Here is a 14,227-nt window from a genome sequence, read left to right as displayed (position 1 = left end):
ACGAGTCTTCCAGAGCGATGATGCCGAACGTCGACTTGTGGCGCGGTATCGGGGCGTTCTCGCCCAACGACTCGACGTTCGCCGCGTTTAGTCGCTGTCGCCCGGCGCCGCCGCGCGGGGGCTGCGACGGTACGCCGAGACCTCCGAGCGGCCGGGCAGCCACAACCGCCACGGCCGGTCGGCGGCCTGGCTGACACCCACCCGCGGACCGGACACCGAGGTCAGCGGCTCGTGCAGCTCAAGGGTCACCGGGCTGGTGCGGCTGAACAGGTCAATTCCGTTGTCGTCCATGGTGATTCCCATGGCAGCGCACAGGTTTCCCGGGCCGCGCGCCAGCGCCGCGGTGTGCACGAGTTCGCCGCGGCGGGCGCGGGCCGCGTCGGTGCCGTCCTCGAGGGCGGCGGCCCGCAACAGCACCGCGGCCGCGGTGCCGTCGGGTCCGCACGAGACGTTCGCGCAGACGTGGATGCCGTGGCTGCGATAGGTGTAGAGCCGCCCGGGCGGCCCGAACATGACAAAGTTGCGGGCCCGCAGACCCTTGTACGAGTGCGCCGCGGCGTCCGGCCACGGACCGTCGGGAACTCCCCCGTACGCCTCGACCTCGACGACGATGGCCGTCACGCCCCGCCCGGTGAGGGTGGCGCCCAACAACCGGCGCGCGGCCTCGACCGGGTCGACCGACAGCTGGTCCACAGCCGTGCTTACGCGAGATCGTCGTCCAGCCTCGACCAATTCAGATCCTGAGTCCTGTGTTCAGTAACCCAACGAACCTACCGGCGGCCCAAACGTGGCAGTATCCCGGTGTCCGGGACCCAAAGGAGCCCACATGCACACGATTGACCCTGCCGCCACGGCGTGGCTGCTGGCCAGCACCGCGCTGGTCTTGCTGATGACCCCCGGCCTGGCGATCTTCTACGGCGGCATGGTCCGCACCACCGGGGTGCTCAACATGATCATGATGAGCTTCATCTCCATCCCGATGGTGACCGTGGCGTGGCTGCTGGTCGGCTACACCCTGGCGTTCTCCGAAGATGGGGCGGACGGGCTGGTCGGCAACCTCAGGCATTTCGGGATGCTCGGCATCACCCCCGACACCGTTCACGGCACAGCAGTGCCCGAGTTGCTGTATGCCACGTTCCAGTTGACGTTCGCGATCGTCACGGCCGCGCTGGTCAGTGGCGCGATCGCCGACCGCGCCAAGTTCGCCGCCTGGATGATGTTCGTGCCGGTGTGGACGATCGCCGTGTATTCGGTTGTCGCGCACTGGGTGTGGGGGCCCGGCGGCTGGCTGGCCAGGCTGGGTGTCCTCGACTATGCGGGCGGCCTGGTCGTCGAGATCGTCTCGGGTTCCTCCGCGCTGGCGCTGGCGCTGGTGCTCGGGCCGCGCATCGGTTTCAAGAAAGACGCCATGCGGCCGCACAATCTGCCGCTGCTGTTCGTCGGTGTCGGGCTGCTGTGGTTCGGCTGGTTCGGGTTCAACGCCGGTTCCGCCCTGGCCGCCAACGGGACCGCGGCGGCCATCTTCCTCAACACCCTCGTCGCGGGCTGCCTGGGCATGCTCGGTTGGCTTGGGGTCGAACAGATTCGCGACGGCAGGCCCACCACCTTCGGTGCCGCCTCCGGTGTGGTCGCCGGCCTGGTGGCCATCACCCCGTCGTGCGGGACCGTCAACACGCTCGGCGCGACGGTCGTCGGCCTCGCCGCGGGCGTCGTGTGCTCGTTCGCGGTGGGCGCGAAACTGCGCTTCAACTATGACGATTCGCTCGACGTTGTGGGCGTGCACTTCGTCGGCGGTGTCGTCGGCGTGTCCCTGATCGGGCTGCTCGCCACGGCGGTGATGACCGCGGGCCCGCGCGGCCTGCTCTACGGGGGCGGCGTCGGCCAACTGGGCAAGCAGACGCTGGCGATCGTGGTCGTCGCGTCCTACGCGTTCGCCATGTCGTTCCTGCTGGCCAAGGTGATCGACCGGGTGATGGGCTTTCGGCTCAGCCCGGAAGACGAGACCACCGGGGCCGACCTCACCCAGCACGCCGAAACCGCTTACGCCGAAGGCGTGCACGGCCATCTGCCGCAGCGCCGCCCGGGCATCGGAAGCTGATCGATAGCCGCGAGACTGTACCTACCGACGTATAACGCGAGTGAGCCCGTCGGTAGTTGCAGTTTCGCGGACCCCTGGTTCGACCTTGACAGCGCCACCGCGTGCGAGGAATATTCATCACATGATGAGTTCATCTCGTGATGAATTAATCTCCAGTTCCGCGGGACCGGCGGTAAGAATCGATCACCTGCGCGTGACTCGCGGCAAACACCCAGCTCTGCACGATTTCTCCGTGCAGATCGCGCGGGGCAGCATCACCGGCCTGCTCGGCCCGTCCGGCTGCGGCAAGACCACCCTGATGCGGTGCATCGTCGGCACCCAGATCGTGACCTCGGGCGACGTCTGGGTGCTCGGCAGGCCGGCCGGCAGCGCCGAACTGCGCCGCCGCATCGGCTACCTGCCGCAAGACCCGACCATCTACAACGACCTGCGCATCGTCGACAACGTTCGCTACTTCGCGACGCTCTACGGGTTCGACGGGCAGGCCGCCGACGCCGCCATCGAACGCGTCGGGCTCACCGATCACCGGACCACCTTGTGCGGCAACCTCTCCGGAGGTCAGCGCACCCGGGCGTCGCTGGCGTGCGCGCTGGTCTGCCGGCCCGATCTGCTGGTGCTCGACGAGCCCACGGTGGGCCTGGATCCCGTGCTGCGCGCGGACCTCTGGGATCAGTTCGCCGAACTGGCCCGCGCCGGGGCCACTCTGCTGGTCTCCAGCCACGTGATGGACGAAGCCGACCACTGCCAGGACCTGCTGCTGATGCGCGAAGGCCGGCTGGTCGCCCACACCACCGGAACCCAACTGCGAGAGGACACCGGATGCACGTCACTGGACGACGCGTTTCTGTCCATCATCAAGCGCAGCACCATGCGCGAAGCGGGCTGAGCCTCAACGGATACACCGCGACCACGGCGCGGATTCTGCGCCAGTTGGCCGCCGATCACCGCAGCGTCGCGATGATCCTGTTGGTACCGGTCCTGGTGATCACCCTGATGTACTTCATGTTCGAAAACGCCCCGCACCGCCCCGGCGGCCCGACCCCGTTCAACAACGCCTGCCTGATCCTGCTGGGCCTGTTCCCGCTTTTCGTGATGTTCATCATCACGGCGATCACCATGCAACGCGAACGGGCCTCCGGAACGCTGGAGCGTATCTTGACCACACCGCTGCGCCGGCTCGACCTACTGATCGCCTACGGCACCGCCTTCTCCACAGCCGCTGCGGCACAAGCCATTCTGGCCTGCATCGTGTCGTTCTGGATGCTGGGATTCGACACGGCGGGCAGCCCGTTGTGGGTGTTCGTGATCGCGATCGTCAACGCCGTGCTCGGAGTTGGCTTAGGCCTGCTGTGTAGTGCGTTCGCCCGCACCGAGTTTCAGGCCGTGCAGTTCATCCCGCTGGTGATGGTGCCGCAGCTGCTGCTGGCCGGCATCATCGTGCCGCGAGCGCTGATGCCACACTGGCTGCAATGGATCAGCAATGTGCTGCCGGCCAGCTACGCGCTGGAGGCCCTGCAACAGGTGGGTGCACACCCGGGACTGACCTTCATTGCGGTGCGCGACATCGCCGTGGTGTTGGGCTTCGCCCTGGCGGCGCTGTGTCTGGCCGCGGCGACACTGCGGCGACGGACGCCCTAGTGGCGATCGCAAGCGCGGCGCAGCCGGGCGCAGCGGGTCGCCACCACAGGCGCGTGGCGATCGCAAGCGCGGCGCAGCCGGGCGCAGCGGGTCGCCACGGAGGACACTAGTGGCGATCGCAAGCGCCGGGCGTCGGCGGGGGCGGCCGGCGGGAAACTCCGACACCCGCGACCGGATTCTGAACAGCGCCCGTGAACTGTTTGCGCGCAAAGGCATTGACAGGACGTCGATACGGGCGGTGGCCGCGGCCGCCGGGGTCGACTCCGCCCTGGTGCACCACTACTTCGGAACCAAGCAGCAACTGTTCGCCGCCGCGATTCGCATTCCGATCGACCCCATGACGGTGCTGGTGCCCATGCGGGATGTGCCCGTCGAAGAGCTCGGATTCAGGCTGCCGTCGGTACTGCTGCCGATCTGGGACTCCGAGCTGGGGGCCGGTTTGATCGCCACGTTGCGATCGCTGCTCGCCGGCGCCGACGTGAGCCTGGCGCGGTCCTTCCTGCAGGAGATCGTCACCGCGGAAGTTGCTCCACGCGTGGATAATCCACCCGGGACGGGCACGATCCGCGCCCAGTTCTTCGCGTCGCAATTGATGGGCGTCGTCATGGCGCGCTACATCGTCCAGGTCGAGCCGTTCGCGTCGCTGCCGCCCGAGCAGATCGCGCAAACCATCGCGCCGAACCTGCAGCGCTACCTCACCGGGGATCTGCCGGACGGCCTTGTGCCATGAGCCGCGTGTGCTCTTCGTCGTCGACGTCGCGGGCCTCGTCGATGAGCAGCACCGGGATGCCGTCCTCGATGCGGTAGGCGCGGCGCAGCCGGGGGTTGTAGAGCAATTCCTGCCCCACCAACACCAGCGGGCCCCGGTCGGCCGGGCACACCAGGATGTTCAGCAGTGCGTCGTCGATCATGACCGCGCGCCGCTCAGCTCGGAACGCACCCCGGGGGTCAGCCGTCGATACTGTTCGGTCTCCGTATCGAAATACCAGACGTGGCGTCCCGCCTTCGGAATCCCGGCGGCCCGCAGGGCGCTCACGGTGGGGCGGTAGGTCGCGCTCAACGTCATCTCCGGGACCACGCACACGATGTCGGGCCCCAGGCCGATGGGGATCTTGGCGAAGGCTTCGGTCAGGTCGGCCGCGGTGATGGAGGCGCCCGGCAACAGCGTCACCGCCGACACCGCCACCTCATGTCCACCCGCGGGCACGTTGTAGGTCACCGCGAGGTCGACACCGTTGATGCAGCCCAGGGCGTCGGTGACCGGCTCGGCGTAGACCAGGCCGCGCTCGGTCCGCACCACCGAGCCGCGCCGGCCCGCCAACCAGTAGTCGCCGTCGTCGTCCCGGTAGAAGAGGTACTCGGTCGAGATCCAGGTGTCGCCGGCGGCGAAGACCCCGCGCTTGACCGAGGCGCTCGGATCGATTGGGCCGTTGGAGGCGGCGAGCAGGACCCCGACCTGATTGGGTTCGGCGATCTGCACGAACCCACGCTCGTTTTCCAGGATCAGGTCGTGCTCGGTGTCGTAGGCACCCAACTCGATGTGCCCGGCGCCCGGCAGGGGGCGGCCCTTGCTGCCGACCTTGGCGCCGGACACGTTGGCCAGCACCGCCTGCCCGTCGGTGGTCGCGAAGAACTCGACGACGTGGGCGGGCGCGAACGCGTCGACGACACGCCCCCACAGCCCGGTCGGCATACCGGAACCGATGAACAGGCGCACCGGGTGGTTGCCGTGCAGGACGAAGGGGGGCCCAGCCGGGCTGTCCAGGATCTCGCGGAGCATGGCCCAGGTGTAGGACACCACGGTGGCGCCGTACTGACGCACCTCCTGGATGAACCGGTCCCGGTTCAGGCCGCGCGACAGCGCGATGCGGGCGCCGCCGACCACCGCGCCGCCCAGGCTGACCAGCAGCGCCGACTCGTGATGCAGCGGTGTCAGGCAGTAGACGGTGTCGCGGCGGTCGAGGGCGGCCGTCGAGGCGGTACCGAACGCCGACACCGCCCAGCGATAGTTGGTGATCTGCTTGGCCACCAGCTCGCCACCGGCCGCGCTGAACGCGATGAACGCGAGATCCCGGGCCAGCCCCGGGTTGGGCCGATACCAGCCGGGCAGCTCGACGGCGTCCGGGTCGATCTGTTCCATGTCGATGACTAGGGGCTGTTCAAGGGAGTCCTCGGGTAGGTGCAGATCGCGCGACTCGCCACCGCCGAGCACCAGCACCTGCCGAAGCATTTGGCCGTCCGACTCCAGCACCGCGTCGAGGTTGGTGGGGTCGGTCAGGATCTCGCTCACTCCCCCGAGCCGTACCGACGCGGCCAGGTCGGCGTCGGGCCGCATCACCACCGCGATGGCACCGAGCCGGGACAGCGCGGCGATGGCCACCAGCGCGCTGGGCCGGGTCTCCATCAGCACGCCGACCCGGTCGCCCTGTCGCACGCCGACTTCGATCAGGCCGCGGACCACGTTGTTGATGCGCCGGTTCACCGCCTCGTAGGTGTGCACCCGCCCGTCGAACAACAGGAATTCACCCTGCGGGGCGTCGCGGGCCTGTTCCTCGATGATGCGGCCCAGCGAGATCCGGGTGTGGTCGTTGATCTGCCCCAGCCGGACCAATCGCGGCAGCGTGCGCGCCGTCTCGACGGCCAGGGTGCGTACCGATTTGTTGGCCGCGACGACGGTGTTGGCCGCGCCGCGCACCATTCCCAGCGCCGCCTCGGAGGCTTCCCCGATGCCGTGCGCGAGCCGGGAGCTCAACGCCACGCCGCTGTCGGTGTGCTCGTCGGGCTGGTCGGCCATGAGCTCGATGCTGGTGGGCTTGTCGCCGCCGGCGGACAGCCAGCGCACCCATTCGGCGACGGTCGGCCAGCTGTGCTGGGCCGCCTTGGAACCGACGACCAGGCCGAAGTGGCCCGTCCGGATGGTGCACTCGTAGACGTCGGCGTACGGCGCCGCCCGCCGGATTCCGCGCACCGAGGCCGGCTGCCCGATGTCGTCGACCTCTCCGACGAAGGCCAGCACCGGACAGGTGATGTCGGTGAGGGTGACCATCTGCCCGTTGACGGCGAACCCGCCGGTCATCATCCGGTTGTGGGCGATGAACTGCTTGAGGAGCTCGGAGATCGCCGGGCCGGACCACGCGATCCAGCCTTCGCGTTCGAGGAAGCGGCGTTGCTGCTCGCGCGGCAGCAGCGCCTCGCGGTCGTGCAGCTGGCGCACGAAGTCGACCCGCGCCTTGGCCGTCTTGAGCGGATCCATCATCTGGAACCCGGTGCGGGCCATCCAGCTGGGGATGGCCAGCCGGCTGAACACGTGATCGGCCATGAAGTTGGCCGCCGCGGCGCCGAAGTTTGGCGGGATGCCCATGGGCAACGCGGCCAGGGTGTCCACCGGGGAACCGAACGTCACGATGCTGGCGAGGTCCTTGGAGCGGCGGTAGGCGGCGACCTGATAGCACCACATGCCGCCCTGCGAATAGCCGACCAGGTGCACATCGCTGCCGGTCGCGTCCTTGACGGTGTCGATGGCCTGGCCCAGCGCGACGATGTGATCGGCCAGGGTCCGGCGCATGCCGCCTTCGACCTTGTCGGGTTCGCCGAAGTCGATGACCCAGGGATCAAGCCCGCGGGCGTGCAGGATCCCCACCGCGCCTTCGTCGCGGGTCACGTCCCACATGTCGGCCGACATCATCATCGGATGCACCATCAGCACCGGCGGCCCGACGGGCGACTGGCCGGGCCGGCTGTCCGGCGGGAAATAGCGCCGGAGCTTGTACATGGACACGCTCTCGACGATCTGCGACGGCGACGGCACCGTGCCGGTTTCCAAACCCCCCAGACGCAAGACCTCCAGCCCGTTCTGTGCTGTGGCGATCAGCCGCTCGACCGGTCGTGTGACCATCGAAAAATTGAGATCCACCGCTGCTCCCCTGCGTCTTGACAGCTCCGACATCATGGCACATCAGCGGCCTTGGCGGTTCTGGTCAGGCTGTTTGCCGACAGCGTGATGCGGACTGCGAAGGCGGGGCCCGCCGGCGCCGTTCGGTGGCGCCGCACGGGCCCACATTCGGGCTGGGCAATGGTGCCGGCAAGCGGGAAGGCACAGCCAGGGCAGCACCGGCGCGCCGCCCGGGTGCTGACGCACGCCCGCCTGCCCGGGATGTATCGATCACGCAGGGCGGCGGCTCAGTCGATCAGCGCGGTGCTCGGTCGTCCGCGAGTCGCTTCGGCGATATCGGCACCGAACTGCGCCCTTACCGTTGACGTCATCGTTGCCCCTTCGCTTTTCGGATGCGGGAGGCTGGTGCGGCCTCACCGCGGTGGAGCGGCCCCGGCGGGTGGCCGCGATTGTCATCGAAGATCGCGGAGTGCTCCTCCGTCAGATTCCCATCGCTGCAACGCGATAAGAGCCTGGCGGCGATCCTTGGCGCGGCGCTCGGTGTGCCCGAGTAGTTGGTCGGGGGTCGAGGCATCACCGGCGCTGGCCGCCGTCGTCATCGCGGTATACGCCTCGCTCGCATCGGTGTAGGGAGGCACCAGCAGCAGTCGTAACCGGCCGAAGCGCGCACCGAACACTGATATGACGTTCGAGGACTCTGTGCTGGGATCGAGAATCACTTCGCCGCCTTGATGTTCGAGGCTCGGAGTCGCCGGCGACCAATCGTTTTGGTGATAGCGAACCCGATCAATCTCTCCCACCCTTTGCGAGAATGCCTCGAACAGAGCCGGGAGCTCGTCGGCAAGCCTCGTTGAGCGTGGCCACCAGGCCCCGCGCAGGTAACCGCACGTGCGGCGCGCGGGTTTCAACCGCAAACGCAACGTTTCCGCCGTCGATCGCCCTGCCTGTGCTGCGTCGACGTCTTCTGTGGTCGTCATGGCTTACCTTTCTGGACCTCTTGCCCTCGATGCGCTTCGTGCAACGTCCGTTTCGGTGCGCACCGCGTCAGTGTGTCGTCTTTCTCACGGACAGAGCGCTTTTCGCGTCGTGCGGCCGACTCGCTCTATATACGGCGGATCTCGAAGTCGCGCTGGACTTCTGCAGTGGTGCGAGCGCCGCGCGCCCCGCGTCGCGGCGATCGGTACCGCGTGAACGGTCTTTACCAGCGCAGTAGCGCGGCGACGCCATCGGCGTCCTTGAGTCCTCCGTCGGCCGCGCCGTCGACGGGACTGATTCTTACCCCGGTCATCAGCGCCCGCTCGACCAGCCGTTCGGTCAACCGGGGCTCCGGGGTCACCGGATATCCGTTCGGGCCGACCTCGTCGCCGCCGTAGAGCGCCCCGTCGGCGCCCACGGTCCCCTGGTAGCGGACCTGCGGGTCATACACCAAATGCGCGGCGCGGCCCGCGTTCAACACCGCGGTCACCTCGGACAACCCGAGGGCCGCGCGTCCGGATCCGGCGACGTCACGCACATGCTCCAGAAGCTGCCGCTCGTGCTCGGCGTGCTGGTCGTGAACCCATTGCGTCACGGCCATGGACAGTTCAACGTCATTGTGCCCGTTGAATATTCGAGTGTCTGCGAACACCTTGGCACGAAGTGCCCGGGGGAACCTCGCGACGGCCGGTTCGGTCCAGCGCTCCCCGCCACTGACGAGTATCCGCTCCCAGCCGCGATATCCGGCCAAGTCGGCAGCCGCTTCGGCGACCCGGTCCAAGAACTGCAGCATCCGGTCCCGATCGCGCGCTTGGCGCTGTTCGCGCATCGGTGTGTGGAACTGCCCCTCGGGACCGCCCCCGATTTGACCCGCACGTTCGTGCGGCGCCTGAACATACGGCTGCTCGATTCGCGTCAGCAGCTGCAGTGATCCGGCTCGCCATTCGAACAGCCGGGCCTCCTGCGCGGAAACCAGGACGACCCCTGCCGCCCGACCTTCGTCGAGCAACTCCAGCAGCGGGTGGATGAACGGGGCGTCGCCCAATACCACCCGATTGGTCACCGGCATCGCGCTCTCAAGCCGCAGCATCCAGCCGCTGTCCAACGCGGCGAAGGCGATTCGGCTTCGGCCCGGGGCCGCCGGGCTTGTCAGGCTCTCGAGTTGCTCCCGGAGCCGCTCCAGTGCGGCAACCACATCGCGGCTCCCCTGAACACCCATATCCCCGACGATCCGACATTGCAGTTCCCGGAATCGGTTCTTCACGTCGATGGCGGCCGCTTGCAGATTCGGGTCTTGCCGGGGATCGGCGTTCACATACACCGACAACACACCCAGCTTGTCAGTTCGCCGGGAGAGAGCCCACAGACTGTCCTGGTCAAGCCACTCGATCGCGACCACCGTTCATCACCTCTTTCTTCGCCGGCCCGTGGGCAGTCAATACTGTTTGCCAACCGTCTGCTCGTATCAGCACCTCGTGAGCTCCTTGGCGGTAGTGACGACCCGGTGCGGTAGAGCCCAAGCCGGGTCGTGAGATGTCAACCGCTGCATGGCCTCATCCACCGAGGCTGCGATGGGTAGCCGGTAGGTGCTGGGCGTGACACTCAGGAGCCGATCGACGGCCTCGCTGGCTACCAGCGCCCATCGCATCCCCGTTCTGTGCGAGCACTCGGCGATTCTGACCAAGACATAGAAGCCGTCGTCGTTCATGAAATTCACACCTCGAAGGTCGAGGATCAAGGGACGGCCGGGGTTCGCCAGATCGGTGATGTGGTCACTCAGCCGGGCAGCATTGCCCGCCTCGATCGCCCCGCGTGCCTGCACGATGAGCATGCCGGGCTGGAAGTGTGTGCGCAGCGACATGCCGGGATGCCCGGATGTCAGGCGCCGGGTGCCCGCAGGCGGGTGTGCGCGGAACTTGTTATGGCGGGCCTTATTGGCGACAAGCATGGGAAACAGACCTCGAAATCACTTGTGTTAACTAAGAATTGAGGGTTTGTCGGTATTCCCACCGTGTCAACCACGTCGAGGACTCGTCATCGTGCTTTATCCTTTCGCAGTATGGGTGTCGTCAGGGTGGTCCCTGACTTCCAGAGTGACGCGGGCACGCGCGGCGGGTTTTGCCCGGACCGCACAACGCCACGGCGGACGGTTGTCGCCATCCGACAACACCCGGTGAAGGCAAATCGATAGGCCAGAGAACGCCGGCGCGGTGATAGCCGAACCGCTAGTCCTGCCGTACATGAGGCAGGGCAGGCAACTGGCAGCAAGCGTGGCTGCTGGTGGTCCAATCAGTCGGCTAGTTGGGCGACGAAGCGTCCGCGTACGGCGCCCGCACGGAGGCGGGATATCGCTTCGCCGATGTCATCGAATCGGATTGGGTCGATTTCGGGCTTGATCGCGCCGGCGGCCATCGCGGCGAAGATGCCTTCGACGTCCTCGCGGGTGCCACCGAGTGAGCCCGTGAGAGTGATGGCCTTGGTGACGAGTGCGTTGGTAGAGATGGTCGACTCGAACGCTCCGAGGCCGACGACCACCACCGTTCCCCCGGCTTTCACGGTGCCGACCGCGATCGCGGTGGTGGTGCCGACGCCGGCGAAGTCGATGATCACATCCAGATCGAGGCCGGTAAATCCGGTGGCGTCGGGGAAACATGCGGTGACCCCGTAGCGCGCGGAGTGCTCGCGGACCTCGTCGCGCGTTTCGGCTGCGTAGACCTCGGCTCCGAGGTGCTGGGCGAGCTGTGCGCCCATAGTGCCCAGGCCTCCCAATCCGATGATTCCGACCCGGGTGCCCGAGGTGACGGCCGCTGCGCGGACGGCGTGGTGCGCGGTCATGCCCGCGTCTGTCCCGACGGCCGCCGAGGCGAAGTCCACGCCTTCCGGGATCGGGACGAAGCTGTCCATCCGGCCGATCGTCTTCGCGGCGTATCCGCCGTCGCGGGAGATGCCTGGGCAGTTGCCGAAGTCGAGGCTGAGCAGGGCGACCCGGTCGCCGATCCGGATGTCGTCGGACGGGCCGCCGAGGGCGGACACGACCCCGGCCACCTCGTGCCCGAGGGTGATCGGCATCTTCGCCAGCCATTGCTCACCCGGCCCGTCAACGATGGTGACATCGCTGTGGCACAGTCCGACGGCGTGCACGTCCAGGACGAACTCCCCCGGTCCGGGGACCGGTTCGTCGATCACCGACACTTCCAGGTCTCCGCCCGGACCGAGCTTGCGCCAAGCGCGCATTCGGGTCGTCCTTTCACTGTAGGGATATGGGTGAGCCTGTCGCGCTATGTCTCGGTGGGACGGTCGAACCAGTAGATGCGACCCGTGGTAATCAGGCCGTCCGCGACGGTCCAGTGTTCGACGATGCTGATCGTCTGAGCGGAGTCGACGAGTGGGACGGTGACGATGGCGAAGGCGTTCTCGTCTTCGGCGGTGATGCTGTGGATGCGCAGTTTGGGCATGTCGAGCACTTTGGCGGCCTCGGTGAAGACGGCGGCGAATTCGTCGAGTCCGGTGTAGGTGCCGCCGTAGGGCAGGAACGACGGTTCATCGACGCGGACCTGGGGGTGCATGAGACTTGCGAGGGCGGCCACGTCGCTGTCGTGGGCGGCGGCATACATGCGTTCCAGCGTCACGCGGGTGGTGTCAGTGGTGGACGCGATCACTTCATTGTCTCCTCGGAACACGGTGCGGGCGGAGTGGGTGGATAGAAGCGCTGGAGGTAGGGGGCAAGTTCGGTCTCCATTCGGACCCGGTTGACACCCATCTCCTCGAGGGAGTACTCGAACCTGCCGTACTTGTGCTGACGGTTGGTGGCCTCCCAGTCGCGGATGGCGGCCCGGTCGGCGTCGGTCAGTGGCTGTCCCCAGAACTGGAAGATCTTCTCGGCCAGCGCTGGCGCGTCGGCGACGACGTCCTCGTAGTAGAAGTCGGTGATCTGGTCGGAAGCGAGCTGTTCGCGCGGAGCGAGGTTGCCGACGAGAGAGCGCACCAGGTAGTCCTCCAAGAGCCGGCCGTACTCGTGCTTGGTAGCCGTGCCGTGGGCGATGCCCTGGAGCATCCAGGCGACCTTGCCCAGCGACGCGGCGCAGGTGACCGGGTCGCGGTGGATCTGCACGAACTTCGCGTCGGGGAACACCCGGGCGATGATGTCGATGTAGGGGGTGTGGAACGGGCCCTTGAGCAGCACCGGTCGGCCGGCGGTGCCGTTCTGCCACTGCAGGTACTGCAGCAGTTTCTTGAGGTATTCGTAGGGCGACTGCCAGTCTTGGGCGTGGACCCAGTCGAAGTAGCTGGGGGTATAGGCCAGGGCGCTGAAGTAGAACTGGCGCATCGTGAGGTCGAACAGGTGGACCTCTTCGTCTGGTTCGTCGGCCACCGGTTCGATCGCGGCGAACAACTGTGGGAGCCCGTGCTCGATCTGTGTGCAGAAACTCTCGCAGGCAGCCTGCCGCTGGTCGGTGCCGTCGCGGCTGGGTGCGGGGTTCTGGAGTTGCCAGAAGGGCAGCGACTGGATACCGGCGGCGTTGGCAAGTAGCCGGTGCATCTTGGTGGATCCGACCCGGCCGGCGCCGATGAGGAATAGCGGAGAGACCAGCGGTTCGTCGAGAATCTCCGGGTGGCGTTTGAGGTCGTCTTCGAACCGTAACCGGCTGATCAACTTGCCGATTAGGGTTTCGGCAATCGCCGCCGCGCCCTCCGCGGAGATGTGTGCGTCGTCGTGGCAGGCCCAGGTGAATCGCCGCAGGGGTTCGATGAAGTCGTCCGGGCCGAAGTCACGTAGTCCGCTGCGGGCGACGGCTTCGGCGATGACGGCGTCGGCATCCAAGGTGGTCGTCTTCAGGGTCGTCATTAGGTCACCGCCGCGGTCGCGGTGTTGTGGTTGACGATGTCGTTGAGGGTGTGACCGCCGTCGACCATGAGTGTGTGGCCGGTGATATAGCTGGCCATGGGAGAGCCGAGGAACAGCGCGGCGTCACCGATCTCTTCGAGTCTGCCGAGGCGACCCATGGGATTCTTCGAGACCACGGCGTTGAGGTAGTCCGCGTTCTCCACTATGACCTTGGCGAGGCGGGAGGGGAACACGCCGGGGCCGATGGCGTTCACTCGCACACCCTCGGCGGCCCACGCCATGGCCAGGCTCTGGCAGAGTCCGGTGACCGCATGCTTGGAGGAGCAGTAGGCCGGGGAGCTGGGGACTGCCAGCACCGATCCCATGGAACTGATCATGATGATGGAGCCGCCGCGATCGGCGAGCATGTCCTTGAACCGGAACGACACGGCGGCGAGGCTACCGACGTTGACTTGCAACACGCGCAGAAAGTTGTCCATCTCGTACTCGCCGAGATTGAACATCGCGCCCTGGGAACAGACCAGTACGTCCAGGACGTCGAACTCCGAGTTGAAGGCCTCTACGGCATGGTGGTCGGACACGTCGACCTGGTTGAACTTCATGCCGTCGAGGTCGGTGCCCTCGTCCGCGTAGTCCGCGAGGCCGGAGCGGGTGCCCCAGATGTGCACGGTGGCGTTGTGGTCGCGGAAACGGCAGGCGATGGCGTTACCGATCCCACTGGTACCGCCGACCACGAGGACGGTCTTGCCGGTGTAGTCGAGTGGATTGGTCATAGGGC

The 14,227-nt window shown here is 67.0% G+C and carries 14 protein-coding genes; 4 read left to right on the top strand and 10 right to left on the bottom strand.

The features are described from left to right. Nucleotides 1-87: 87 nt before the first annotated feature. On the bottom strand, nt 88-693 hold the full coding sequence (locus EPN51_RS11785) for a DNA-3-methyladenine glycosylase (RefSeq protein WP_293042405.1): 606 nt from the start codon (nt 691-693) through the stop codon (nt 88-90). A gap of 133 nt (nt 694-826) precedes the next feature. On the opposite strand from EPN51_RS11785, the gene EPN51_RS11780 reads away from it, so the two are divergent. The 4 genes from EPN51_RS11780 to EPN51_RS11765 all read left to right on the top strand — a co-directional run bounded on the left by EPN51_RS11780 (nt 827) and on the right by EPN51_RS11765 (nt 4,466). Continuing rightward, nucleotides 827-2,098, top strand: coding sequence for an ammonium transporter (locus EPN51_RS11780; RefSeq protein WP_293042402.1), 1,272 nt, complete (start codon nt 827-829; stop codon nt 2,096-2,098). A 121-nt stretch (nt 2,099-2,219) separates the two neighbouring features. Continuing rightward, nucleotides 2,220-2,984 (top strand): ABC transporter ATP-binding protein, encoded by a 765-nt coding sequence (locus EPN51_RS11775; RefSeq protein WP_293042400.1) that lies wholly within the window; start codon nt 2,220-2,222, stop codon nt 2,982-2,984. Next, nucleotides 2,918-3,736: an ABC transporter permease gene (locus EPN51_RS11770; protein ID WP_293042397.1), complete on the top strand. Its 819-nt coding sequence runs from the start codon at nt 2,918-2,920 to the stop codon at nt 3,734-3,736. The genes EPN51_RS11775 and EPN51_RS11770 overlap by 67 nt, the downstream gene beginning before the upstream one ends. A gap of 109 nt (nt 3,737-3,845) precedes the next feature. Further along, a complete protein-coding gene (locus EPN51_RS11765; RefSeq protein WP_293042394.1) occupies nt 3,846-4,466 on the top strand; it encodes a TetR family transcriptional regulator in 621 nt (206 codons plus the stop codon). On the opposite strand, the gene EPN51_RS11760 is transcribed toward EPN51_RS11765, so the two are convergent. The 9 genes from EPN51_RS11760 to EPN51_RS11720 form a co-directional block, all read right to left on the bottom strand. Next, entirely contained in the window at nt 4,432-4,647 is a 216-nt protein-coding gene (locus EPN51_RS11760) for a Trm112 family protein (RefSeq protein WP_293042391.1), read from the bottom strand. The genes EPN51_RS11765 and EPN51_RS11760 overlap by 35 nt on opposite strands. Further along, nucleotides 4,644-7,682: an acyl-CoA synthetase gene (locus EPN51_RS11755; protein ID WP_293042388.1), complete on the bottom strand. Its 3,039-nt coding sequence runs from the start codon at nt 7,680-7,682 to the stop codon at nt 4,644-4,646. Before EPN51_RS11755 ends, EPN51_RS11760 begins: the two co-directional genes overlap by 4 nt. A 398-nt stretch (nt 7,683-8,080) precedes the next feature. Next, complete coding sequence (locus EPN51_RS11750) at nt 8,081-8,605, bottom strand: DUF5994 family protein (protein WP_293042385.1); 525 nt, start codon at nt 8,603-8,605, stop codon at nt 8,081-8,083. 221 nt (nt 8,606-8,826) lie between these two features. Then, nucleotides 8,827-10,002 carry a hypothetical protein gene (locus EPN51_RS11745; protein ID WP_293042382.1) on the bottom strand — a complete coding sequence of 392 codons (1,176 nt, stop codon included), beginning with the start codon at nt 10,000-10,002 and terminating at the stop codon, nt 8,827-8,829. Between the two features lie 66 nt (nt 10,003-10,068). After that, nucleotides 10,069-10,551 (bottom strand): STAS domain-containing protein, encoded by a 483-nt coding sequence (locus tag EPN51_RS11740; protein ID WP_293042379.1) that lies wholly within the window; start codon nt 10,549-10,551, stop codon nt 10,069-10,071. 341 nt (nt 10,552-10,892) lie between these two features. Beyond that, nucleotides 10,893-11,837 carry a zinc-binding dehydrogenase gene (locus EPN51_RS11735; protein WP_293042376.1) on the bottom strand — a complete coding sequence of 315 codons (945 nt, stop codon included), beginning with the start codon at nt 11,835-11,837 and terminating at the stop codon, nt 10,893-10,895. Nucleotides 11,838-11,881: 44 nt separating this feature from the next. After that, the gene (locus EPN51_RS11730; protein WP_293042373.1) at nt 11,882-12,262 is read right to left on the bottom strand and encodes a nuclear transport factor 2 family protein; all 381 of its coding nucleotides are present in this window, start codon (nt 12,260-12,262) and stop codon (nt 11,882-11,884) included. Continuing rightward, complete coding sequence (locus EPN51_RS11725) at nt 12,259-13,449, bottom strand: sulfotransferase (protein WP_293042370.1); 1,191 nt, start codon at nt 13,447-13,449, stop codon at nt 12,259-12,261. Before EPN51_RS11725 ends, EPN51_RS11730 begins: the two co-directional genes overlap by 4 nt. Further along, nucleotides 13,449-14,222, bottom strand: coding sequence for an SDR family oxidoreductase (locus EPN51_RS11720; protein ID WP_293042368.1), 774 nt, complete (start codon nt 14,220-14,222; stop codon nt 13,449-13,451). Before EPN51_RS11720 ends, EPN51_RS11725 begins: the two co-directional genes overlap by 1 nt. Nucleotides 14,223-14,227 lie beyond the last annotated feature (5 nt).

Source organism: Mycobacterium sp., from assembly GCF_004298145.1.
Lineage (GTDB): Bacteria > Actinomycetota > Actinomycetes > Mycobacteriales > Mycobacteriaceae > Mycobacterium.
The sequence above is the reverse complement of the archived record's forward strand: the minus strand, read 5'-3'. Positions and strand labels throughout refer to the sequence as shown.

What these genes read in the sequence shown, in the direction of transcription:
- EPN51_RS11750 (WP_293042385.1), bottom strand. Translation starts at nt 8,605, where the DNA reads ATGACGACCACAGAAGACGTCGACGCAGCACAGGCAGGGCGATCGACG.
- EPN51_RS11780 (WP_293042402.1), top strand. Translation starts at nt 827, where the DNA reads ATGCACACGATTGACCCTGCCGCCACGGCGTGGCTGCTGGCCAGCACC.
- EPN51_RS11740 (WP_293042379.1), bottom strand. Translation starts at nt 10,551, where the DNA reads ATGCTTGTCGCCAATAAGGCCCGCCATAACAAGTTCCGCGCACACCCG.
- EPN51_RS11770 (WP_293042397.1), top strand. Translation starts at nt 2,918, where the DNA reads ATGCACGTCACTGGACGACGCGTTTCTGTCCATCATCAAGCGCAGCAC.
- EPN51_RS11735 (WP_293042376.1), bottom strand. Translation starts at nt 11,837, where the DNA reads ATGCGCGCTTGGCGCAAGCTCGGTCCGGGCGGAGACCTGGAAGTGTCG.
- EPN51_RS11725 (WP_293042370.1), bottom strand. Translation starts at nt 13,449, where the DNA reads ATGACGACCCTGAAGACGACCACCTTGGATGCCGACGCCGTCATCGCC.
- EPN51_RS11720 (WP_293042368.1), bottom strand. Translation starts at nt 14,222, where the DNA reads ATGACCAATCCACTCGACTACACCGGCAAGACCGTCCTCGTGGTCGGC.
- EPN51_RS11760 (WP_293042391.1), bottom strand. Translation starts at nt 4,647, where the DNA reads ATGATCGACGACGCACTGCTGAACATCCTGGTGTGCCCGGCCGACCGG.
- EPN51_RS11755 (WP_293042388.1), bottom strand. Translation starts at nt 7,682, where the DNA reads ATGTCGGAGCTGTCAAGACGCAGGGGAGCAGCGGTGGATCTCAATTTT.
- EPN51_RS11775 (WP_293042400.1), top strand. Translation starts at nt 2,220, where the DNA reads ATGATGAGTTCATCTCGTGATGAATTAATCTCCAGTTCCGCGGGACCG.